Genomic DNA, 22123 nt, shown 5'->3' on the forward strand with positions numbered 1-22123 from the left:
TCACGCCGGCAGCAGGGTCGTGCAGGGGCCCGCCTGCGGGTGGCGGCGCATGGGCCGCATCCGGCAGGCCGCCCAGTCGGCGTGCTGGTCGGCGTAATGCGGGCTGGCCGGATGGCCCGAGGCGCCGAGGAACACCACCCAGCGGCTGTTCTCCCAATCGCCCACATCGAAGGCATAGCGCGCCAGCGCCCCATAGGCGGCCGCCGGGCCGAGCGGCGCGACCAGCCCATTGGCCTGCACCGTGTCCCCATCGCCGGCGAGCGGCTGCGCCGGCGGGTCCAGCACCGCCGCCGCCCAGGGAAAGGCCGGCGAGAGCGGGTGGGTGAAGCGCGGGCGGTGCGCCTCGCCCCAGTTCGCGGCGGGCGGGGCGGCCGCCACCTGTTCCAGCGCCTCGGCCAGCGCCGCCTCCCAGGAGAGGCCGCCCAGCAGCCGCGCATCATCCTCCCGCAGCAGGCGCGGCAGGCACCACCAGAGCTGGGTCAGCGGCGCGACGCCCGGGGCGGGGCTCAACCATGCATGCCCGGCCAGGCCGCCCAGCCCGCTGGCCTCGGCGAGGCGCCGCGTGAGCGCCAGGCGCAGCGCGATATAGGCGCTGGCGGCTTCCGAACCGGCCTCCATGCGCCCATCCCAGGCCAGCAGCGCCTCGCGCAGCCGGGCGGCGGCGGGCGATGGCGTTGGCAGCCGCGCCAGCCGCTCCTGGAACAGGCGCGCGATGGGCGAGAGCGTGTCGGCATGGACGCCGGCCGCGCCCTCCACGCTGCGCCGCGCGGGGTCCTGCAAAAGTTCCTGGATGCGGGCGGCGCGATAGGGTGGGTGGCAGTCGGTGCAGAGGTAATCCGGGTGGTCGTCGGGCACGACGCGGTTGTTCGCGGTGACGAGCAGGCCCGGCGCGGGGTCCAGAACCTGGGGCATCTCCTCATGCGCGATCCAGCCCTGCCACTCATGCGCGCCGGTCCAGCCGGGCACGGGCAGCCAGCCATTCTCGCGGCTGCGGCGTGGCACGCGGGCGCGCAGCAGGAAGCCGGTGCCGCCTGCCGTATCGGCGGCCACCAGATTGTGGTCGATCAGCCCCCAGCCGCGCGTGGCCTCGAACAGCGCGGCCACGCTCGGCGCCGTCAGCAGGCGCGGCAGGCAGTCGAAGCTGCGGTCGGTCTCGGCGAACTGCACGGATTTCAGCGCGAGCGCGGTGCCGCGCGAGGGCTCGCCGCAGATCACGGGGCCGTGATGGGTCTCGATGATCTCCACCTCGCGCGGCGCCTCGCCCCGCACCGCCACAATCTCGACGCGGCGGCGCACGGGCAGCCACCCGCCGCGGAATTCCGTGCGCGCGCCCTCGGCGTCGAAGCGTTCCAGATAGAGGTCGTGGATGTCCGCGAAGGTATGCGTCACGCACCAGGCCACCTGGCCATTGTGCGCGAAGTGCGGGAAGCCCGGCACGCCCGGCACCGTCAGGCCGATCACGTCGAATTCCGGGCAGCTCAGCCCCGTCTGCACATACATGTTGGGGAGTTCGAAGACGCGGTGCGGATCGCCCGCCAGGACGGGGCGGCCGGTGTCCGTCAGGCGGCCCGACACCACCCAGTTGTTGCTGCCGCCGCCGGTGGCGTCGGCCTCGGCCGCCTCCAGCAGGGAAGCCACGGCGGGGGCGAGGTCCGACAGGGCCGCGCGCCAGCGCTCCCCCTCCGCGCCCGGGGGCAGGATGAAGGCGTCCGCGCCGCCATCATCATAGCGCAGGCTGGTGGTGGCCTCGCCCGCCACCGGCAGCGCCGCGGCGCGCCAGAGCTTGAACCAGACCGAGCCCATCAGCAGCCCGAGGCGGCGCATCACCGCGATGCATTGCCAGCCCTCCCAGGGCTCGGGCGTGGCGCCCAGCAGGGTATATTCGATGGGCAGCGGGGCGCCGCTGGCCAGGAAGGCGTTCACCCCCGCGGCATAGGCGGCGATCATGTCCCGCGCAGGCGCGTCCAGCGCCGCCGCGTCGCGCCGGCTCGCGGCCTCGATGCCCAGGCGCCGCGCCAGCGCATCCGCCGCGAAGGCGGCGGGCCCCAGCCATTCCGCGCTGCGCCCCAGCGCGCGGCGGCGGTTCAGTTCCAGCTGGAACAGCCGGTCCTGGGCATGGGCGAAGCCCTGGGCGAAGAAGGCGTCTCGCGCCGTCCCGGCCCGCACATGGGGCACGCCATCGGCGTCGCGCCGGATGGTGGCGGGGCCATGCAGGCCGGCGACCGTGACGCTGCCCTCCAGCGGCGGCAGCGCCGCCCGTGCCGCCGCCCGCAACTCTTCCGCGTCCATGCATCCCCCAACCGTTTCGCTTGACCGCGCTTCCGGCGGCCACCTAGCCTGTGGAGAATATATCATCAGGAGGAACGGGGAATGGGCAGTCTCTCGCGACGCGGCGTGCTGGGGGCCGGGCTTGCCCTTCCGATGCTGGCGGGCACGGCCCGCGCCAGCACGGTGGCGAACATCGTCCTGGAGAGCGAGGTGGTCATCCTCGACCCGCACGCGACCACCGCCGCCATCACCCGCAGCTTCGCCACCCATGTCTTCGACACGCTCTTCGCCATGGACGGAGAAGGCGTCATCCGCCCGCAGATGGTGGAGGCCTGGGAGACCAGCGGCGACGGCCTGACCTGGAGCTTCCGCCTGCGCCCCGGCCTCATGTGGCATGACAACACGCCCGTCACCGCCGCCGATTGCGTGGCGAGCCTGGAGCGCTGGGCGCCGCGGGACGCGCTGGGCCGCATGCTCTGGGCCGCCAAGGCGGAACTCGTGGCCACCGATGCGCGCAGCTTCCGCCTGACCCTCAGCCGCCCCTTCCCGCTGGTGCTGGACGTGCTGGGCAAGCCCAACGCGCCCCTGCCCGTCATGATGCCCGCGCGCCTCGCCGCCGTGCCGGTGGAGCAGCGCCTGCGCGAGCCGCTGGGCAGCGGCCCCTTCCGCTTCCGCGCCGCCGACTGGCGGCCCGGCGACCTCATGGTGCTGGAGCGCTTCGAGGGCTATGTCCCGCGCGAGGAACCGCAGGACTTCCTGGCCGGCAGCAAGCGCGCCCATATCGACCGGCTGAACCTGCGCGTGATGCCCGACCAGGCGACCGGCGCCTCCGCCCTCATCCAGGGCGAGATCGACTACATGCAGTACCTGCCCTTCGACCTGCTGCCGCGCATCGAGCGCGCGCGCGGCGTCCGCACCCAGGGCTTCGGCGGCATCCACCAGTTCCAGGGCAATTTCCGCATCAACCACGCGGCCGAGCCCTTCAACGACCCGGCCATCCGCCAGGTGCTCTGGCGCTGCGTGGACCAGACCGCGATCCTCACCGCCATCGGCGTGCCGGAACGCTACCGCTCGCCCCCCTGCCCCTCGGCCTTCCTGTGCGAAGGCCCGATGGAAAGCCGGCTGGGCGCGGAACGCATGGGCTTCGACGTGGCGGAGGCGCGGCGGATGCTGGCGGCGACGAATTACCGCGGCCAGCCGCTGACCTTCCTGACGGTGGCAGGCGGCATCAGCCAGACGGCGGCGCAGGTGACCATCCAGGCCATGCAGCAGGCGGGTTTCCGCGTCGAGGAGCAGGTGATGGACTGGGGCACCCTGCTGGCGCGGCGGGCGCGGCGCGAGGGGTGGCACATGTTCTCCGTCTACGCGAACGGCACGGACATGTTCTCGCCGCTCACGCATTTCTACGTGTCCAACACCTGCGCCGACTTCACGGGCTGGGATTGCGACCGCGAGATCGAGGCCGCGCTGCGCGAATTCGCCGCCACCGCCGACCCGGCCGGGCGGCGCGCCATCGCGGCGCGCATCCAGGCGCGGGTGGTGGAGCATGTGCCTTCGCTGATGTGGGGCCAGTTCACCATCCCGGCCGGCTACCGTGACCGGCTGCGCGACCTGCCGCGCGCGGCCTACCCGATGTTCTGGGGCGCGCGGATCTGAGACGCGGGGGCGGCTTCCGCCGCATCACATGATCGAGCGTCCGGGCGCCGAACCTCGCGCGCCCATGGCCGCGGGCCGTGCGGTTGCCCAACCCCACCCAGGGGCGTAACTTGCGCGCCACCCATGGTCCGACCGCTTTCATCAGGTTCGGCAAGGCGCTGGCTTGGGTTTGCCTTTTCACCCTTTTTGAGTTGAGAACATGGGCCGGCCCAATACAGCCCCTTTGCGCGCCTTCGGCGTTGACCCCGGCATGGCACGCGCGGCCGCAACGGACCTGCTGAAGGCCCTACGTCACCCAGGTCTTTGGATGGCGATCGGGTGGCTCGATGTGAAGCAACGATATCGCCGGTCTGTTCTGGGTCCATTTTGGATCACCTTGAGTGTTGCGGCATTTGTGCTTGGACTCGGACTGGTTTATGGCAGCCTTTTTGGACAGCCGCTGTCAGAATATTTGCCGTATGTGGGAATTGGGCTGATTGGATGGATGCTCATCGCCGCACTCATCAATGAGGGCTGCATGGCATTTACTTCAGCTGAGGGCGCAATAAAGCAAGTAGCGATACCGCTGAGCGTTCATGTTTTTAGAACAGTATGGCGAAACCTCATCATATCGGCGCATCATGGCGTCGTTATTTTGCTTCTTATCATAGCCTTTGGCGTTCCGATTGGAGTGAGTACACTTCTCGTCATACCTGCCCTCGTTAATTTAGCAATATTTGGCGCGGCCCTTTCGTTCGGATTTGGCATACTCAGCGCCCGCTTCCGCGATATTCCACTGATGATAACGAATTTGGTGACGCTTGTCTTCTTTGTGACACCCATTATATGGCGCGCTGATGACTTACCTCCGACGCGTGCGCTCGTAGCCTACCTCAATCCGCTTCACTACATCCTTTCAACATTCCGGGACCCGCTTCTCGGAACGCCGCCACCCTTGCTCTATTGGGTATTTGCCTTGAGCTGCACCTTATTGGCCATCCTCGGCGCGTTTTTCTTGTTTGCACGCTTCAGGGCGCGCATCGCGTATTGGCTCTGACGGCAAAGGACCGGAGCTTGTCAGACATTTTCTTGAAAGACATCTGCGTCAGCTTTCCGATCTACGATGGCGCGAACCGCTCCCTCAAATATCGTGTGCTTGAGGCGGGCACCGGTGGTCGTGTGAAACCCGCAAGCAACGGGCGTATCGTGATCAGCGCCATTGATAATCTGTCGCTCCATATCGGACATGGCGAACGCGTTGCGCTGATCGGCCATAATGGCGCCGGCAAGACCACGCTGCTTCGTGTAATTGCCGGAATCTACATCCCGCAGACGGGGGATGTGAGGCTGTCCGGAAGCGTGGCGCCACTGTTCGACACCGGTTTCGGGATGGACCCTGATGCGACCGGCTATGAGAACATACGCCTCCGCAGCCTTTACCTCGGCATGACCAAGCGGGAGGTTGAAGCACGTCTGCCCGACATCGAGGCCTTTGCAGGACTGGGCTCCTTCCTGTCCATGCCGCTCCGAACATATTCGGAGGGCATGCGGGCCAGGCTGGCCTTCGCCGTGTCCACCAGCATCCAACCGGACATCCTCCTGCTGGATGAGCAGATCGCCGCCGGAGATGCCGCCTTCATGGAGCGCGCCGCGCGGCGATTGGACGAACTCGTTGCGAGATCCGGTATACTTGTCCTCGCGTCGCATTCCGCGGAGGCCGTTATTCGGTTTTGCACACGCGGCATCGTGATGGAGCACGGCAGGCTGATGTTCGACGGCGCCGTGCAGGATGCCCTCGAGTGGTATGCCGCCAGACGCGCGGCGCCCTGAGCGGGATGCGGTGGAATCACTGAGAACGCTGAATCCCGCTCTCCACAAAGGTGAGAGCAGGCTGCGTGACCGCATGTGAACGCGGCATGCTCTAGAAAGCATGGCGGCCATCGGGGCGGACGCGCCTTTCGGGCCAGCCGGACATGGAAACCGGCGCGCGATACATCCAGCGCCGAGCATCGGCAGGACAGCGGGCGCGACAGGCCTGAGGCACGGCAGCCCCGCGATCCCCGACCAGCGTCACCGCCTCAGGCGCGAACTCGCGGCTGCATGGCCTTCGCCCCATGCAAGGGTCTCGGCACTCAACCCGACAGGTTTGAGGTTTCGGTCAACGATCCGTTGGCGAGGGCAGGAGAGTGCGGGAACGCCTTCTGCCACCCTGGACAACGCGGCGCATATGCGCTCCGGCTTTGGGGGCAGCCAGACATCATCCTGATCGGAGCGCGCCACCTATCGTGCATCCTGCGGCGTCCGCGCCAGCAGGCCTATGGAACTGGATTGCGGGGCAGGTGATAAATGCGATAGGCCATCCAGCGCCCCCCTCCATTGATCTCCTCTCCGCCTGGGATCGGGTGGCGTCGGCGAAGGTGGCGGACACGCCGGCTTCGACGGGCGTGCAGGGCTTGCTTGGCCGGCCGACCTGATGGTGGGCATGGAGCGACGAAGCCCCAACTCTGACCGATCCAGGACTCCATGTTGGACGATAACGTGTCATTGAACGACCTGCCCGCAAAAGCCGCAGACGGCAATTTCCTTCGGGGCATCGCCGATGGCCAGGGCGGCATGCCGCCTGTCGGCGGCGGTCTGGACCGATGACGCCACCCCCCTTGTCCGGGCATGCCTGTATCGTCCTTGGCATGCATCGCAGCGGCACATCCGCGCTCACCCATCTGCTCGCCTGCCTCGGGGCGAACCTGCCGCTGCGGCTGAGCCCTCCGGGGCCGGACAATCCCGAAGGTTATTTCGAACCGTCCGCGCTGGTGGTCCTGCACGAGCGCCTGCTGTCCGCCGCGGGCTCCGTCTGGTTCGATGTAAGGCCATTTTCCCTCGCCGCGGCGCCACCCGAGGTTGCCGAGGCCCTGATCGGCGAGTTGGTGGAGGCCGTGGCCGCGGAGTTTTCCGATGCCGCGCTGCCGGTCATCAAGGACCCGAGGATGTGCCGCTTCTTTCCCCTGTTCCGGCGGATCCTCGGGTTGGCGGGGCGGGAGGCCTGCGTGGTGATGGCCCTGCGCCATCCGGCGGAAGTGGCCACTTCGCTCGCGGTGCGGAACCAGATGTCGGCCAGCTATGCCGGCCTGCTCTGGGCGCGGCACATGATCGCCGCGGAACGGGACAGCCGCGACCTGCCGCGCATCACCGTGCGCTATGAAGACATGCTTGCGGACTGGCGGGGAACCGCTGCCCGCATTCGCACCCTGCCAGGCCCCTGGCACGCCGAAGACCCGGAGGTGGCGCCCGTGAAGCCGTCGCTGCGCCACCATCACGCGCTTCGGTCCAGCGACGTGTTCGGTCCTGCCATCGGCACGCGGCTCGACCGCCTCCATGCCACTCTCTCGCGCCTTGCGGAGACGGATGACGCGGCCGGGCAGGCGGAGGTGGATGCGGCGGCGGAGGCGGTCCTCTCCTGCGCGGCGGGATTTTCGCTCTCCACCGAGATGGAATTCCTCCATCACCGCCTCACGGCGGAGCATCCGGCCTGGAAATCCGATGATCCCCTGCGGGACGGCGCGGCGCTGGCGGCGCTTTTCGAGCGCCTCAACAGGTCGCTGCCCGGGGGCCTCGGCGTGTGATGGAACGGGTCGGCCTGTTCATCGCCGGCGTGCAGAAGGCGGGCACCACCAGCCTCGACGCCTATCTGCGCCTCCACCCCGGCCTCATCGGCCCCTCGGTCAAGGAAACCCACGTCTTCGACGACGAGACGCTGGACTGGAGCCAGCCGCCGGATGAGCGGCTGCATGCCTTCTATCCGCCCGCGCGGCGGGATGAACTCCGGTTCGAGGCAACCCCCATCACCAGTTTCTGGCCCCCCGCCCTGGCACGGGTCCGGCGCTACAATCCACACGCGCGGATCGTCATCATCCTGCGGGATCCCATTGAGCGGGCCTGGTCCCAATGGTGCATGCAGCGGCACCATGGGACGGAGCCCCTGGCCTTCGCGGAGGCGATCAGGGAGGGCCGGCGGCGCCTGGAAGCCGGCGCGCCGGAATCCGCCTGGCGCCTGTTCTCCTATGTGGAACGGGGCATGTACGCGGCCCAGCTCCGCCGGGCGCTGATGCTGTTCTCCGACAAGCAGGTGCTGCTGCTCGACCACGCGACCCTGTTCCGCGATGTGGCGGGCGCGCTGCGACGGATCGCCGATTTCGCCAATATCGCCCCCTTCCCGCGGGTGCCCCACATCCGGGCCAATTCCAACCCCTATCCGCAGGACGGGCCGTCGCCGGCCGACATCGCCTATTTGCGGGGAGTGTTCGCCGAGGATGCGCGAGAGGCGGTGCAACTCGCCGGCATCGAGGCCAGCCACTGGCCCACCTTGCAGGACGGACCGACCCTTGAAAGCAGCACTATGTCCTGGAGCGGGATGCGTTGAGGTGGAATCACCGAACACGCTGAATCCCGCGCTCCACAAAGGTTGGAGCAGGCTGCGTGAACGCATGTGAACGCGGCATGCTCTAGGCGACAGCCCGCTTCGGCGCCGCGGCGAGATGGGCGAGGGCGCCGCAGCAGGCGACAGGCAGCAGGAAAAGGTAGCGCACATCGCAGGCGATGCCGATGAGGGCGAAGCTGCCGGCGAAGGCGAGCGCGGCCGCGAGAAGCCCGACCATCGTCGCATCGCCCGTCGCGCGGCGCCGCAGCAGCAGGGCGCCGAGCCCCACGGCCAGAAGCGCCCAGGCGCCGTTCAGGAACAGGGGCGTGCCGAACCATCGGGTCGCATAGGCATAGAGCGCGCTGTCCTGCGGGCGGGAACCGCGGGTGAGGCCCAAGGAGGTGATCGGCCCGGCGGGCCCCTCCACGCCGATCCAGACCGGCAGGCATTCACGGATGTCGGGCGGCAGCACCATCCAGCGGAACACCGCCGCCCGATGGGCGAGCCATGCGCCGGGATTGTCCCGCACCATCTGCCACCATTGCCCGCTGTCACCGCCGGCCTGGGCGAAATAGGCGATGACCTCCGGCGCCGCCTTCACCCGGTCGAGCCGGCTCGCCTCGTAGAGCCGGCGGAAATCGGCGGCCACCCGCGCCGCCTCCGGCGTATCGGCCTCCGCGCCCCTGAAGGGCGGCGCGCCATGGGCGACCATCCCCACCATGTCATACTGCCGCAGCGCCGTCAGGGCGAAGGTGACGCCGTTTCCCAGGGGCTGCGTCGCCGCGAGGCGGATGCCCGCCTGGGTGCCCAGCAGGCCAAGGCCGGTCACCAGAAGCCAGAGGCCCGCCGCTGCCAACCGCCTGCGCAGGCGCACCGGCGGCGGCATCCGCCAGGCGAGGGCCGCCGCCGCGAAGAGCGGCACCACCAGCCCGTTCTGGCGCGTGGCGGCGGCGAGGGCGGCCAGCACCGCGGCCGCGCCCAGCCAGGCCAGGCGGGTCGGGCGCCGTTCCTCCCGTTCCGCCTGCACCAGGCAGGCGAAGGTGGAGAGGGCGAGATTGGCAAACAGCACGTCCTTCCAGACGATGCCCTGGTAGATCAGCAGGAATGGCGTGACGAGAAGCAGGATCAGGGCGGCGCCCGCCAGCCGGTTCAGGGGGCGGCGCGCCGCATCGCCGCCGGCCAGCGCCAGGATCGGCAGGTAGAAAAGGGCGGAGGCGAAGACGAGATACAGCGCCGTGCCGGGAAGAACCCGATCGAACACCCCGAGCAGCGCCGACATGATCGGCGGATGGAAACCGCCGAAGACGCCGCTCCGCCCTTCGGCAAATTGAACGATGGAATCAAAGGACAGGTGCCCCGGCGCATTCACCGCGAGCGAAATGAGCCAGATGAGGATGATCAGCCCGCGCATCATGCCCTCGTCATCTCTCGCCCGGCGAGGCAGGCCGGCCCCATGAACCGGTCGCGGCGCCAACCGCCAAGCCGCGCGCGATGCGCGGCAGGCTCATGCGGGATATCCCGCGAGGCGCGCGAAGTCCCCGGAGGCAAGCGCGAATGGGTCCTCCACCTGCGCCCGCAATGCGGCGTCCGCACGCCAGGCCCGGCGATGGGCGCGGGGAATGGGCTGCCCGTCCGCATGGGTGCCATAGGCCCACCAGCCAGCCGGCAGGCCCGCCGGCGCATGGTCCGCGAGTGCGGTCGCATACCAGGTCATCACCTCGTCCAGCGCGCTGTCGGAGCCGGCATGGCGCTCCAGCATGGGGCGCCCGACACTGGTGAACTTGGTGAAGTGGAAGAAGCGGAGCGGGGCGCCGGCCGCCCGGATCACCCCGTCCTGCCCGATGGAAAGCGGGCGGTTGACCAGGTTCCAGCTTGCGACATTGCAACCGGGATCGCGCAGGATGTGGGTGGAGGGGAAGAAGGCCGGCACATGGTCGCACCACCGCTGGTCCGTGAACAGGCCGCCGGGAATGTCGTCCACGCAGAACAGGCGCAGCCGGTCCGCCCACCAGCGGGCGAAGCGCCGGCCCTCGGGCCGCGCGGACACGGCGATGAAGCCGAGATTGTAGATGCCGTGCTTCAGGGCGCCGATTTCATGGTCCAGCACGCCGGCCAGCGTCGGCTCCGGGTCCAGAAGGTGCGGGGTCAGCACGATGTCGGCCTGTTCCAGCCGCTCGACGATGCCGGTGAGGGGGGCGAAGACGGCGATGTCGGGATCGAGATAGACCACCCGCCCCGCCCCCCGCGCCTGCATGTGCAGCAGCATCGCGCCCTTCACGGCGGTGCAGGCCTCCACGATGTCATGGCCGAACAGCCAGCTGCGCGGATGGGGAAGGGGCAACTCCTCGGCCGGCACCACATGGTCGAAGGCCGCCGTCAACGCCTCCATCGAGAAGCCGGGAGGCGGAACGTCCACCAGGCACAGCCACAGCACCCAGTCCGGATGCATGCGGCGCAGGCTGGTGGCGAGCACCATGGCGCGGTCGGCATAGGCGAGGGATGCCGAGGTGAAGCAGTGCATGGCGGTGTCAGCCATGTCGCGCCAGTGCCCGCTTTCGGGCATCGGCCCGCTGTGCCAGCAGCCATTCCGCAGTGCCGCCGCCGAACAGCAGCATGTGGCGTGTGGCCGGCGACCGGGCGCAGGCGTCCTGGATGGCGCCGGAGATGAACAGCGCCTCCAGCGCCTTGGCATCCGCGACGACCAGCCCCTGGTCCGGCGCGGCCTCGGCGATGGCGGCGGGGATGTGGCCCGCCCCCGGATGGGTGATGAGCAGGGCGCCCGCTGCCAGGGCCTCATGCGCGGAGAAGGAAAAGGTCTCGAAGCACTGCGACCAGTTGATGACCACATCCACCCCCTCGGCCGCGATGGCATCGGCCATGGCGGTCGGGCAGGCGGGCGTCACCTCCACCTGCACGTGGCGCACGCCTGACGGCAGCGGGCAGCCCAGGTCGAGCCCGAGCTGGAGGAACTCGTATCGCTCATCGCCGGCCAGCCGCTCGGCCAGCCCTGCGAATGTGGTCCAGCCCTTGTGCGTGCTGCGAACGCCGAGATGCGCGATGCGCAGGCGACGCCCCTGCACGCGCCAGGACGCGGCGGAGGGCAGCGGCCGGAGGCGAAGCGGCGGCACCACATCGCCCGGCGCGAACGCCTCCGCGAGGCCCATGCGTTCGCGCCAGAAGGTGAGAGCGGTGCGGGAGGGCGCGAGGAAGGTGGGCCTGCTCGCCTCGAAGAAGGCACGCAGCCGGTCCATATGCCCGCGCCGTCCGGCGCCATGGGCGCAGACGCCGCAGGCGGCCGAGCCCGCTGGCGGCGCGCCGCAGAAGGCGATGTCGTTTCTCAACAAGAATGGATTGGGGCACAGCGTCCCGAAATCATGCAGCCAGACGATGGCTCGCGGCGATTGCGCGGCCTGGTGCAGGGCCAGCACCTGTTCCGGGGCATGGCCGCCAAAATGGTGGATGATGGTCCCGAGAATGGCGTTCTCCCGGCCGAGATCGGACATGAGGCCCATCAGGTCCCCCACCCGCGCCACACCCAGGGGCACGCCATCCAGCCTGACGGAAAGGCTGCCGGGCTCGGCCGGGGCAAGGCGGTCGCTCGGGCTCAGGGGCGAGAGGTGCAGATAGCCCAGGCCTTCGCCGGCGAAGGCCTGTTGCTCGCCATGGATGACGTTCTGCACGCCGCCCGTGTTGATCGCATAATCATCGTGGCTGAAGCTGACGGCGAGCGGGGCGCGGGAGACCGCGCGCGCCAGGGCCTCCGCCGCCAGCGTCGGCAGGGCCGGCGCGGGAGGGCCGGCATTCCGGCTCCGCATCCAGGCCGAGCGAAGCTGCGCCTCCCATGGTTTTTCAACCGCCCGTGGGAGGGGCGGCTCCGGCAGGGGTGCCGGGGCGTCCACCTCCGGGGGGGCCGCTTGTTGCGTCGCGGGCTGCGGGAGGGGCCGCGCCCGCCGTCGCATGGGCCGCTCCATCGAGGCGAGATGGTCTTCCAGCAGCGGGATGGAGACCGGCGCATCGGCGGGGATCAGGTCGCGCCACTGCACCGCGGCGAGGATGCGCTCCGGATTGCGCTGCACCAGCTCCGTCTTGAGGAAGGGAAAGCCGCACCGGCGCACGAGAAGCCCGGCGAAGTGGTGGGCGGGGTTCAACGGCAGGTCGAGCAGCTGGCGTCGCAGCCCGAACAGGCCGGGGTCGCTGGCCCGCAGGCGGCCGGCGGGAAGTTCAGCGAACAGGGCGGCCACGTCCGTGTCCGAGCGCAACAATTCCGCTTCCAGCGCCTCGTAGTTCCACAGCGCCGCGACGCGGTGGCCGAGATCGCGCATGTGCCCGCTCAGGGCCACCTCGAAGCGCTTCACCATCCGGCGCTTGCGCACGCTGAGCCGCCCGGCGGCGATGAAGCCCGCGAGATCGGCGACGACATCGCCGCCCCGGGCGAGCAGGAAGTAGGATTGCAGATGCGGGGCGTGCTGGACGCTGTCCGTCATGCCGAACAGGCCCTCGCCGCCCGCCCGCATCTGGGCCAGGCAACCATCCAGCGGATGGATGGGGCCGAGGACGGAATCATTGACCAGCAGCAATTCGTCCAGACCCGCCGTGAGGTCGGGCAGGAGCGCGATGGCATCCGCCCAGCTCCCGAAATCCAGCCCGAAATTGCGCCGGTGCAGGGCGATCTCCACGCTGTCCCCGATGGTCGCGAAATCCTGGTCCGTGAAGCGGGGGGAGGCGGACACGAAGATGACGCGGAAGCCCAGGCGCGCATAATCCCGCACCTGCCGGGCCACCATGGCGCTGATGCCGGAATGGGGGGCGAAATGGGAGTAGATCGCCACCGAGCGTCCTTGCCCGCCCCCCGCGCCGGTGAAGCGACGCAGCAGCCGGTCTTCCGCGCCGCGCCGGTTTTCCCACGCATCCAGAAGGGCGTCGCGGCCGGCAAGGCCTGCATTCCAAAGACCAAGCCCGACCTTGGCGAATGGCTTGACCGCCATGTGCAGAAGCCGCCCGCGGCGCCCCCGTCGGCACCGATAGGGCATGTCGCTCAGGTCTGTCAGGCCCTGGCGCCACCCCGGCGCCACCTTATTGACCGCGAAGAAAATCCCGTCTTGATCCATGGTTCCCAAGATATCAGAAGTGCAGAGGCGCGTCGGCCTTGCGGGCCCGACTTAGGCAGTAAATCGAAATTCGATGATGAATTCTCAGGCCAAATGGAAAATCCCGCACAAGGGCACAACTTTCTTGCGTTGGAGGGAAGATTCGCGAATGAGGGCCTGTATCCACCAAAAACTTCACCCCGCACCGCGGCTTACATCTGCCATGCCGTCGCGCCACAGGTGAGGAACGCTCAGCCCTTTCCCATGATGACGGGACACCACAAGCACCCAATACGGCCGATCCGCGTCCATCTGCCAACTGCTAGCAAACTAAATTCCGCATGTAAAATTCCGGAAAATTTGAAGGGGTTATTTAAAATTGAATTCAGCCATCATGGATCTATGTCCAGGCCATGATTCAAGGAAGTCTTGACCCGCAAAAAGCCATGACGCATGAATTCATGAATATTTGTCATGAATTCGCCGCGCCCCAACATCACATGATATCTTCCACACCTTTCCATAATCTGAAACGTGGTATCCGCGTGGCATGCCATGAGGCCAAGACAGCCAGGCCGTTCGAGCAGAGCAGCTTCCGGCAACTCCCCGCACGCTTCACCTTTGGCGAATCCCCAGCTCCATGCCGCGCCTTCGGCCCGCCTGCCCTCCCAGCAAGGCCGGGAGGATGCGCCTTCCTGGCCGAGCCAGACAAATCCCATGGGAATGCGCGCGCGCAGGTGGCTCCAGGCCCAACGCACCGGGACGCCCGCCCCCCTGTCACTGCGCCCGCGCGGTGAAGACGCGCTCGTCCGATGACCGCGCGCAGGCGGCCGCCGTGGCGGGCCAGGCCAGCCTTGCCCATGTCCTGCATCACCATGCGCTGACCATTCCCGGCAAGATCGCCCGGGCGCGGGTCCAGGTGGAAGCCCGGACGGCGGTGGGCGGCGCCATGGACGGTTCGCGTCGGAATGTGCCGGCCAGGCGGCCGGGTGATCTCCATGAGGAACATGGACCGTGAGCCAGCGCGCCGCCGTCGCCGTCATCGGGTGTGGATTCTATGGCGCGCGCGTGGCCCTCATGCTGGCCGCGCTGCGGATCGGCCGCGTCATTGTCCTCGAACGTGAGCCGGGCCTGATGCGACGCGCTTCGTTCGTCAATCAGGCGCGGGTGCACAACGGCTATCACTACCCCCGCGCCGCCCGGACGGGCGCCTCCGCACGGCGCAATTCCCGTCGCTTCATCGAGGAATACCGTGCCGCCATCCGCCGCGATGTCCCGATGATCTATGCCATCGCGCGGCAATCACTGATCTCCCCGGAACAGTTCGTGCGCTTCTGCGCCGAGATCGGAGCCTTCTGCCACCCCGCGGCGCCGGAACACGCCAGGCTCTTCGACGGCACGCATGTCGAAGCCGTCTTCGCGGTGGAAGAGTTCAGCCTGGATGCCGCGCTGGTGGCGCATGAGATGGCCGCGCGGCTGAACCGGGCCGGGGTCGAGTGCCGTTTCGGCGCCCCGGCGCGGGTCTCGGGCCTGGTGCCGGATGGCGTCCAGCTGCAGGCGGGCGCGGAGACGATCATCGCGCGACACGTCGTCAACTGCACCTACGCGGATCTCGACGGCATCGGGGTGCGGGTCGGGGCCGAGATCAGGAAGGAAGTGGCGGAAATCGCGATGATCCGGCCGCCGCCCGCCCTGGCGTCCCTCGCGGTCACTGTCATGGACGGGCCCTTCTTCTCCACCATGCCCTTCCCGCCTCTCGGCTGCCACTCCCTGACGCATGTGCGCCACACGCCGCATTGCGCCTTCGCCGGGCCGGGCGAAGCCCCGCCCCCCGGCCCCTCCCGTTCCGCGCTGATGCTGCGCGACGCCGCGCGCTTCCTGCCCGCGATCGAGAAAGCCGAGACGCTGCGCTCGCTTTACGAGATCAAGGCCGTGCTCCAGGCAACGGAAGACAATGACGCGCGCCCGATCCTGCTGGAGGCTTCGCCCGACAGCCCGCGAATCCTGTCGGTGTTGGGCTCGAAGCTGGACAACGTCTATGACGTGGAGGCCCTCCTCGCCGCGAGGGCATGGGATTGAACGCAAGAGGCCAGGGATCAGCATGCCGCCCCGTATCGCCACGCTGTCCTGCGTGATCGTCGTCACGGACGATCCGCTTCCCGCCCATGTCGTGCTGGCGCTCTCGCGCCAGATCGGCGGGCTGGCCCACCATGCCGAGATTGTCGTCGTGGCCGACGGCGTCGGCGCCGATGCGGCGCGCGAGCTGACGGCACTGACGGCGCGCGTGCCGGACATGACCGTGCACTTCCTGGCCGACGCGGTGGAACGCGACGTCGCAACGCTGATCGGCATGGACCGGGCCTTGGGCGACTGGGTGGTGGTGATGACGCCCACCGAGGCGGAGGTCGCCTGCCTGCCCGCGCTTCTCGCCGCGACCGAGGATCACCAGCTTGTCTTCGCCGCCGCCCCCGCCGATGGGGCGGGTGGTGGCGGTCTGTACGGCATGCTCGGACGGCTGTTCTTCGCCGTCTCCGGCCGGCTGGCGGGTGTGAGCGTGGAATGGCCGACGCCGCGCCTGCGCGCCTACAGCCGCGGGGCCGCCCGCTGGCTGGCGAACAGGCTGGACGGGCCCATGCTGATGCGCTCGCTTGCCTTTCGCGGCGCCTTCCCCGGCCGGCGGATAGAGCTGCCGTCGCTGGCCGGCGATGCGCGTCCTGATGGGCTGCGCGCGAGCGTCACGCGCGCGGTGCGCCAGCTCTCGCGCATCGGCACGGTGGCGCTGCGCGTCGCCGTCTGGCTGGCCGTGGCCGGTGTCGCCGCCGGCGTCGTCGCCCTGGCCTATACCGTCCTGATCTGGCTGACGCATAGCGGCGTGCAGCCCGGATGGACGACGCTCGCGGGACTGCTCTCCGTCATGATGATCGTCTTCTCCGCGCTGTTCGCCCTTCTGACCGGCTGCATCCTGGCGCTCTACGCCTCCATCCAGCCGCGCGCACGGATGCCGGTGGTGCGGGAGGTGCACAGCGGCCTGCGCCGGCTGGACCGCAGCCTGGACGTGACGGGCGGCGACTTCGGCGCGCCGGCGGATGTCCTGCCGGTCATCCGGCCGGGTGACGCGACCGGAGCGATGCGCTGATGCGTCGCGCGCTGATCGGCCATACCGGCTTCGTGGGCTCCAACCTGCGCGCTGCGGGCCATTGGACCGACCTGTTCAACAGCCGCAACTTCCACGACATGCAAGGCCAGCGCTTCGACGAGGTGGTGTGTTGCGGGGTCAGCGCGGTGAAATGGCAGGCCAATGCCGATCCAGCGCGGGACTGGGCCGGGATCGCGCCCCTGCTGGATGTGCTGGACACCGTGCAGGCCGCGCATGTCACGCTGATCTCGACCATCGACGTCTATCCCGATCCCGCCGCTTGCCTCGACGAAGCGCACGCACCGGACGGCACCGGCAACCACGCCTATGGCCGCCACCGGCTGGAGGTGGAGCGGCGCGTGACCGCTCGCTTCAAGGACCACGCCATCCTGCGCCTGCCCGCCCTGTTTGGCCCTGGCCTGAAGAAGAACATCGTCTTCGACCTGATGCATGGCAATCGGCTGGACGCCATCAATCCCGCCAGCGTGTTTCAGTGGTATCCGCTTGAACGCCTGCCCGCGGACATGGCGCTGGCGCGCAAGCTCGGCCTGCCGCTGGTGAATCTGTTCACGCAGCCGCTGCCGACGCGCCGCATCATCGACCTGCTGCGGCCCGGCGCCACGGTGGGTGCGCCGGCGGACCCGGCACCGCGCTACGACACGCGCACGCGGCATGGCCCGGCCTTCGGTGGGATGGAGGGCTATGTCATGTCGGCCGACGCCGTGCTGGATGCGCTGGCGCGCTTCGTGGCAGCGGCACCCCCGCGCTGATGCCGCGCCGCCGCGCCGCCGTCTCCGCCCTCGCCTGGCCTGCCGGGCGGGATGACGCCATGCTGGCCTTCGCCGCGGAGCTGGGCTTCGAAGGGATCGAGGTGTTGCCGGTGCGCCTGTTCGGTCCGCTGGCGGAGGCCGATCTGAAGCGGGTGGCCGCCTGGCGCGCCCGCATGGCCCGCCTCCGCCTCGTCGTGCCGGCGATGCAAGGTGTGCTGTTCGGCCTTGAGGGTCTGCACCTTTTCCGTTCCGAGGCGGAGCGCGCGCGCCTGATCGCGGCGCTGGCGGTCGTGGCGCGCGTCGCCGGTGCGCTCGGCGCCACGGCGGCGGTGTTCGGCGCGCCGGCGCTGCGCGACCCGGGCGATCTTGCGCCGGAACTCGCCTTCGAGATGGCGGCGGAGACACTGGCGCAAGCCGCGCCAGCCTTCGAGGCGGAAGGGGCCGCGCTTTGCTTCGAACCGGTCGCGCCCGCGCTTGGCGGAAGGTTCGCCACCACGACGGCGGAGGCCGTTGCACTGGTGAAGGCGATCGGCAGGCCGGGGATCCGGGTGCAGGCAGACACCGGCAACCTGCTCACGCTCGGGCACGGTGCCACGGCGCTGGCGGCCGCGCTCCCCTTCGCCGGACACCTGCATGTCAGCGAGCCGAAGCTTGCACCGGTCGGCAGCCTTGGCTCATGCCATGCCGCGCTGGCGGCGGCCCTGGGCGCCTGTGGGCCGGGCTGGGCCTCGGTGGAGATGCTGCCGGCGCCGGATCCGGAGGCCGCGCTGCGGCGCGCCTTCGCGCTGCTCTCGACGCTCTATCTGCAGGATGAGGCATGACACGCATGGAGGAGGTTCGGCTCGATCCGTCCTGGCAGGTGCCCCGTTTCGAGACACGCATGCTGCTCCCGCGCCGGCACGATCATGCGCTGGTGATCCCCGTGCTGAACGAGGGCGACCGGATCCGGGGCCAGCTTGCGCGCATCCATGCGCTGGCGCCGGCGGCGGACGTGATCCTTGCCGATGGCGGCTCCACCGACGGCGCGCTGTCGCCCGACGTGCTGGAGGCCACTGGCGTCAACACGCTGTTGGTGAAGCTCGGGCCGGGCCGGCTCAGTGCGCAGCTGCGCATGGCCTACGCCTTCGCGTGCGCGCGGGGCTATCGCGGCATCGTCACCATGGACGGCAACGGCAAGGACGGGGTGGATGCGATTCCACGCTTCATCGCCGCGCTCGAAGCGGGGTACGGACTGGTGCAGGGCTCACGCTACGTCGCCGGTGGCGTCGCGGAGAACACGCCGCGCGACCGCTGGTTTGCCGGACGCTTCATCCACGCGCCGGTGATCAGCCTGGCGACACGGCAGCGCTTCACCGACACGACGAACGGGTTCCGCGGCTATGCCACGGCGGCGCTGCTCGACCCGCGTGTCGCTCCATTTCGCGACGTGTTTGACCGCTACAACCTGTTGTTCTACCTCTCCGTGCGTCTTCCACGCCTTGGCTACCGCGCGTCCGAAATCGCGGTGGCGCGGCGCTATCCGCCGGCAGGGCGAACACCCACCAAGATCGCGGGCTTTCGCGGACGGCTCGACATCCTGCGCGAATTGCTCGCGGCGTCCACCGGCGCCTACGACCCGCGCTGAGCTGCCTTCATCGAGGCAGGCGCTATGTCGTCATGCCAGGTACCGCCGCCAGGAGGCCAGGGCGAGCGCCGGCCTGACTGACCCCAGGCGTGGTGGAGCCTTTCCGGCGTCGCCGCGCCAGCCTGGCACGATCACGATGCCCGCCTGCCTGGTCAAACGATGACCAAACCTGCGACACGGCGCGGTCTACCGTGAAGGAGAGGCATGTTGTGAGGGAGAAAATTGGAGCAGCGTTGGCAACCGGATTCCAACCTTCTCTGGCGTTCATGAGACGCGTCTCGCCGGTTGAGTCACTGCGTCCCATGTGTTGGATCCTCGCAATGCCCGTGGGCGAAGTCTGCAAGCGTCTCGATGATCCGACACTCCCCAACCACGCCGCCCTCGCAACTCGTCGCCATACGCTGAAGCTCCGCGCGCAGCGCCGTGAGCCGCCGTAGCCGCGCGTCGATCTCGCCAATCTGCGCGGTTGCCAGCGCATGCGCCTGCCCGCAGTCGGCGTCTGGCCTGTCCGCGAGGTCGAGCAATGCGCGGATCGCCTCGCTCTCGAAGCCGAGTTCTCGGGCGTGGCGAATGAACCCGAGGCGGCGCAGATGCGCGGCGCCATAGGCTCGATGGCCGCCCTCGGTTCGGCCTGGCGGCGGGAGCCACCCCTCCTGCTCGTACCACCGGATCGTGGTTGGCTTGACGCCCGTGGCGCGCGCGAGGTCGCCGATCGAGAAAGTCGCGCTCACTTCCGGTCAGCCTCATGCTTGGCAAGAAAGCGTGCGAAGGCGGCTAGGGCCTTCGCGCTGGCATGGTGCTCAAGCCCCTCGGCATCAGCCTCCGCAGTCTCGGGGTCGAGCCCCACCGCCAGCAGGAAGCGGACGACCAATTCGTGTCGCGCCCGGGCAGCGGATGCCACCGCTTGGCCGGCGGGCGTCAGGAACAGCCCGCGGTACGGTTTGGTCTCCACCAGGCCGTCGCGCTGCAGCCGCGCGACCGTTGCGGCGACGGTCGCCTGGGCAACACCCATGCGTCGGGCAATATCCACGGCACGCGCCTCGCCTTCCTCCTGAAGGAGGTCGGCGATCAGCTCGACGTAGTCTTCGGCAATGGCCGAGCGGTCGGCTTCGCGCTGCTGCGTGAAGCGCGCTGCGTGATCTTCCGGCGGCGGGAGGGAACGTGGCGAGGCGCGAGACATGCCTGACAGTAGCGCCTCCGCTTGACATCAGCCATAGCCCGATCACTATGATTTAGCAAACACTAAGTTTTGGAGGACGAGCGTGAACCCGCCATCTGAGGTTGCCGCGCCACCCGCACCGGCCGGCCTGCCGAGCCTGCCGGAGGTCCACCGCTCGGTTACGGTGCCGAACGCAGGCGGGTTCCTCCGCAAGCTTTTTGCCTTCATGGGCCCGGGCTATCTGGTCGCCGTCGGCTACATGGACCCGGGCAACTGGGCGACCTCGCTCGCCGGCGGCTCGGCCTTTGGCTACACGCTGCTGGCGGTCGCACTGACTTCCTCGCTGATGGCGATCCTGCTGCAGGCGCTGTGCGTTCGCATCGGCGTCTCCACCGGCCGCGATCTGGCGCAGCTCTGCCGTGAGCGGTTTCCCAAGGTCGTCGCCTATCCGCTGTGGCTGTTCGCCGAGATCGCGATCTGCGCCACGGACCTGGCCGAACTCATCGGCACCGCCATCGCGCTTGAGCTGCTGTTCGGCATCCCGCTGCTCTACGGCGTGTTCCTGACCGCCTTCGACGCCTTCCTGATCCTGTGGCTTCAGAACAAGGGCGTGCGCTGGCTGGAGGCGCTTATCTTCGGCTTCATCGTGCTGATCGTCGGCTGCTTCGGCATCCAGATCGTGCTCTCCGACCCGGACTGGGCGGCGGTGCTGAACGGCTACATCCCCGCCGTCTCGATCGTGACCAACCAAACGCAGCTCTACATCGCAATGGGCATCCTGGGTGCGACGGTGATGCCGCACAATCTGTACCTGCATACCGCCGTCGTGCAGTCGCGGTCATGGAACCTCGACGAGGCCGGCAAGCGAGAGGCGATCAAATTCGCCACCATCGACAGCACGCTCGCGCTAACCCTGGCGCTGCTGATCAACTCGGCGATCCTGATCACCGCGGCCGCCACGTTCCACGCAAGCGGCAATACCGAGGTGGCGGAGATTGGTGAGGCCTATCAGCTGCTGACGCCGCTGTTGGGCGCCGGCATCGCGGCCACCGCCTTCGGCGTGGCGCTGCTGCTGTGCGGGCTGAACGCCACCGTCACAGCCACCCTGGCAGGGCAGGTGGTGATGGAGGGCTTCCTGCGGTTCCGCCTGCCGGCCGTGCTGCGGCGGCTGGTGACCCGGCTGATCGCCATCATCCCCGCGGTGATCGTCACCTGGATGTATGGGGCGTCCGGCACCGCGCAGCTGCTGATCCTCAGCCAGGTGATCCTGTCGATCCAGCTGCCCTTCGCGGTGATCCCGCTGATGCTGTTCGCGCAGGACCGCAACCGCATGGGTGTCTTCACGGCACCGGCTTGGCAGCTCGCGCTTGGCTGGGCGACGGCGGCGGTGATCGTCGGGCTGAACATGAAGCTGTTGTTCGACGCTGCTTTCGGAGACTGACGTCAACGCGTTGCAACGGAGATGACCCATGGTGCGGCGAAGAAGCGTTCTTGCGGTACTGCTCGCCTTCCCGCTGATGGAACCGGTGCGACAGGCATCCGCAGCGGGAGATCTCTCGCGTCAGGAGCCCATCACCGTCGTCGTGGAACTCGGACGCCCCGACGGTCGCCATGCATTCGAGCCCAACCGGCTGCGCTTCGAGACCGGGAAGCTGTACCGGCTCGTACTGCGGAACGTGAGCAGCGATCCTCACTACTTCACCTCAGACGAATTCGCGGCCCGGATCTTTACGCGGAAGGTCCAGGTCACCCAGCGGCAACCCGATGGGCGGGAGGTGACGCTCGCCGAGTTCAAGGGTTCGATCCGCGAGATCGAGGTCTATCCCGGCCATGCTGCCGAATGGTGGTTCGTCCCGGTCGCGACAGGGCGCATCACGGACCTCCGCTGCGGCATCGTCGCTGCCGATCGTCGCACCCATGCCGAGCACGGCATGGTCGGCGAAATCCTCATCGAGTAGCGGCTCGCAGCCACCTTCAGGTTGCGAACCCGCGATATGGGATCATCTCGGACGAGCCGATTGACCTTCCCC

The 22123-nt window shown here is 68.8% G+C and carries 20 protein-coding genes; 14 read left to right on the top strand and 6 right to left on the bottom strand.

Features of this window, described 5'->3' with window-relative positions; genetic code table 11:
• A complete protein-coding gene (locus ICW72_RS10700; RefSeq protein WP_191082695.1) occupies positions 1–2289 on the bottom strand; it encodes a penicillin acylase family protein in 2289 nt (762 codons plus the stop codon).
• An 81-nt stretch (positions 2290–2370) separates the two neighbouring features.
• On the opposite strand from ICW72_RS10700, the gene ICW72_RS10705 reads away from it, so the two are divergent.
• The 6 genes from ICW72_RS10705 to ICW72_RS10725 all read left to right on the top strand — a co-directional run bounded on the left by ICW72_RS10705 (position 2371) and on the right by ICW72_RS10725 (position 8320).
• A complete protein-coding gene (locus tag ICW72_RS10705; protein ID WP_191082696.1) occupies positions 2371–3924 on the top strand; it encodes an ABC transporter substrate-binding protein in 1554 nt (517 codons plus the stop codon).
• A 250-nt stretch (positions 3925–4174) separates the two neighbouring features.
• Positions 4175–4960, top strand: coding sequence for an ABC transporter permease (locus ICW72_RS10710; RefSeq protein ID WP_191082697.1), 786 nt, complete (start codon positions 4175–4177; stop codon positions 4958–4960).
• Positions 4961–4977: 17 nt separating this feature from the next.
• Positions 4978–5733 carry an ABC transporter ATP-binding protein gene (locus ICW72_RS10715; RefSeq protein WP_191082698.1) on the top strand — a complete coding sequence of 252 codons (756 nt, stop codon included), beginning with the start codon at positions 4978–4980 and terminating at the stop codon, positions 5731–5733.
• 693 nt (positions 5734–6426) lie between these two features.
• Positions 6427–6549 (top strand): hypothetical protein, encoded by a 123-nt coding sequence (locus ICW72_RS21055; RefSeq protein WP_269749813.1) that lies wholly within the window; start codon positions 6427–6429, stop codon positions 6547–6549.
• A 41-nt stretch (positions 6550–6590) separates the two neighbouring features.
• Positions 6591–7523 (top strand): sulfotransferase family protein, encoded by a 933-nt coding sequence (locus ICW72_RS10720; RefSeq protein ID WP_191082699.1) that lies wholly within the window; start codon positions 6591–6593, stop codon positions 7521–7523.
• A complete protein-coding gene (locus ICW72_RS10725) occupies positions 7523–8320 on the top strand; it encodes a sulfotransferase family protein (protein WP_191082700.1) in 798 nt (265 codons plus the stop codon). Before ICW72_RS10720 ends, ICW72_RS10725 begins: the two co-directional genes overlap by 1 nt.
• Positions 8321–8402: 82 nt before the next feature.
• Here the strand turns inward: ICW72_RS10725 and ICW72_RS21060 are convergent, their stop codons facing one another.
• The 3 genes from ICW72_RS21060 to ICW72_RS10740 form a co-directional block, all read right to left on the bottom strand.
• On the bottom strand, positions 8403–9596 hold the full coding sequence (locus tag ICW72_RS21060; protein ID WP_191082701.1) for a hypothetical protein: 1194 nt from the start codon (positions 9594–9596) through the stop codon (positions 8403–8405).
• A gap of 225 nt (positions 9597–9821) precedes the next feature.
• Entirely contained in the window at positions 9822–10853 is a 1032-nt protein-coding gene (locus tag ICW72_RS10735) for a glycosyltransferase family protein (RefSeq protein ID WP_191082702.1), read from the bottom strand.
• Positions 10846–13302, bottom strand: coding sequence for a hypothetical protein (locus tag ICW72_RS10740; protein ID WP_191082703.1), 2457 nt, complete (start codon positions 13300–13302; stop codon positions 10846–10848). Before ICW72_RS10740 ends, ICW72_RS10735 begins: the two co-directional genes overlap by 8 nt.
• Positions 13303–14197: 895 nt before the next feature.
• On the opposite strand from ICW72_RS10740, the gene ICW72_RS10745 reads away from it, so the two are divergent.
• Genes ICW72_RS10745 through ICW72_RS10770 form a run of 6 tightly spaced genes read left to right on the top strand, consistent with a single transcriptional unit; the run spans position 14198 to position 18934 of the window.
• Positions 14198–14422, top strand: coding sequence for a hypothetical protein (locus ICW72_RS10745; protein ID WP_191082704.1), 225 nt, complete (start codon positions 14198–14200; stop codon positions 14420–14422).
• Positions 14419–15483 carry an FAD-dependent oxidoreductase gene (locus tag ICW72_RS10750; protein ID WP_191082705.1) on the top strand — a complete coding sequence of 355 codons (1065 nt, stop codon included), beginning with the start codon at positions 14419–14421 and terminating at the stop codon, positions 15481–15483. Before ICW72_RS10745 ends, ICW72_RS10750 begins: the two co-directional genes overlap by 4 nt.
• Before the next feature lie 22 nt (positions 15484–15505).
• Complete coding sequence (locus tag ICW72_RS10755) at positions 15506–16540, top strand: hypothetical protein (protein ID WP_191082706.1); 1035 nt, start codon at positions 15506–15508, stop codon at positions 16538–16540.
• The gene (locus ICW72_RS10760) at positions 16540–17310 is read left to right on the top strand and encodes an NAD(P)-dependent oxidoreductase (RefSeq protein ID WP_191082707.1); all 771 of its coding nucleotides are present in this window, start codon (positions 16540–16542) and stop codon (positions 17308–17310) included. The genes ICW72_RS10755 and ICW72_RS10760 overlap by 1 nt, the downstream gene beginning before the upstream one ends.
• A gap of 59 nt (positions 17311–17369) precedes the next feature.
• Complete coding sequence (locus ICW72_RS10765) at positions 17370–18131, top strand: TIM barrel protein (protein WP_191082708.1); 762 nt, start codon at positions 17370–17372, stop codon at positions 18129–18131.
• Entirely contained in the window at positions 18128–18934 is an 807-nt protein-coding gene (locus tag ICW72_RS10770) for a glycosyltransferase family 2 protein (RefSeq protein WP_223880527.1), read from the top strand. The genes ICW72_RS10765 and ICW72_RS10770 overlap by 4 nt, the downstream gene beginning before the upstream one ends.
• A 290-nt stretch (positions 18935–19224) precedes the next feature.
• Here the strand turns inward: ICW72_RS10770 and ICW72_RS10775 are convergent, their stop codons facing one another.
• A complete protein-coding gene (locus tag ICW72_RS10775) occupies positions 19225–19665 on the bottom strand; it encodes a MerR family transcriptional regulator (protein WP_191082709.1) in 441 nt (146 codons plus the stop codon).
• Positions 19662–20114, bottom strand: a complete 453-nt coding sequence (gene mntR, locus ICW72_RS10780; protein ID WP_191082710.1) for a manganese-binding transcriptional regulator MntR — start codon at positions 20112–20114, stop codon at positions 19662–19664. The genes ICW72_RS10775 and mntR overlap by 4 nt, the downstream gene beginning before the upstream one ends.
• An 82-nt stretch (positions 20115–20196) precedes the next feature.
• Between mntR and ICW72_RS10785 the strand changes: the two genes are divergently transcribed.
• Both ICW72_RS10785 and ICW72_RS10790 read left to right on the top strand, forming a co-directional pair.
• Entirely contained in the window at positions 20197–21534 is a 1338-nt protein-coding gene (locus tag ICW72_RS10785; RefSeq protein WP_191082711.1) for an Nramp family divalent metal transporter, read from the top strand.
• Between the two features lie 28 nt (positions 21535–21562).
• Positions 21563–22051 (top strand): cupredoxin domain-containing protein, encoded by a 489-nt coding sequence (locus ICW72_RS10790; RefSeq protein WP_223880528.1) that lies wholly within the window; start codon positions 21563–21565, stop codon positions 22049–22051.
• Positions 22052–22123 lie beyond the last annotated feature (72 nt).

It is taken from the genome of Roseococcus microcysteis (assembly GCF_014764365.1).
Classification (GTDB): Bacteria; Pseudomonadota; Alphaproteobacteria; order Acetobacterales; family Acetobacteraceae; genus Roseococcus; species Roseococcus microcysteis.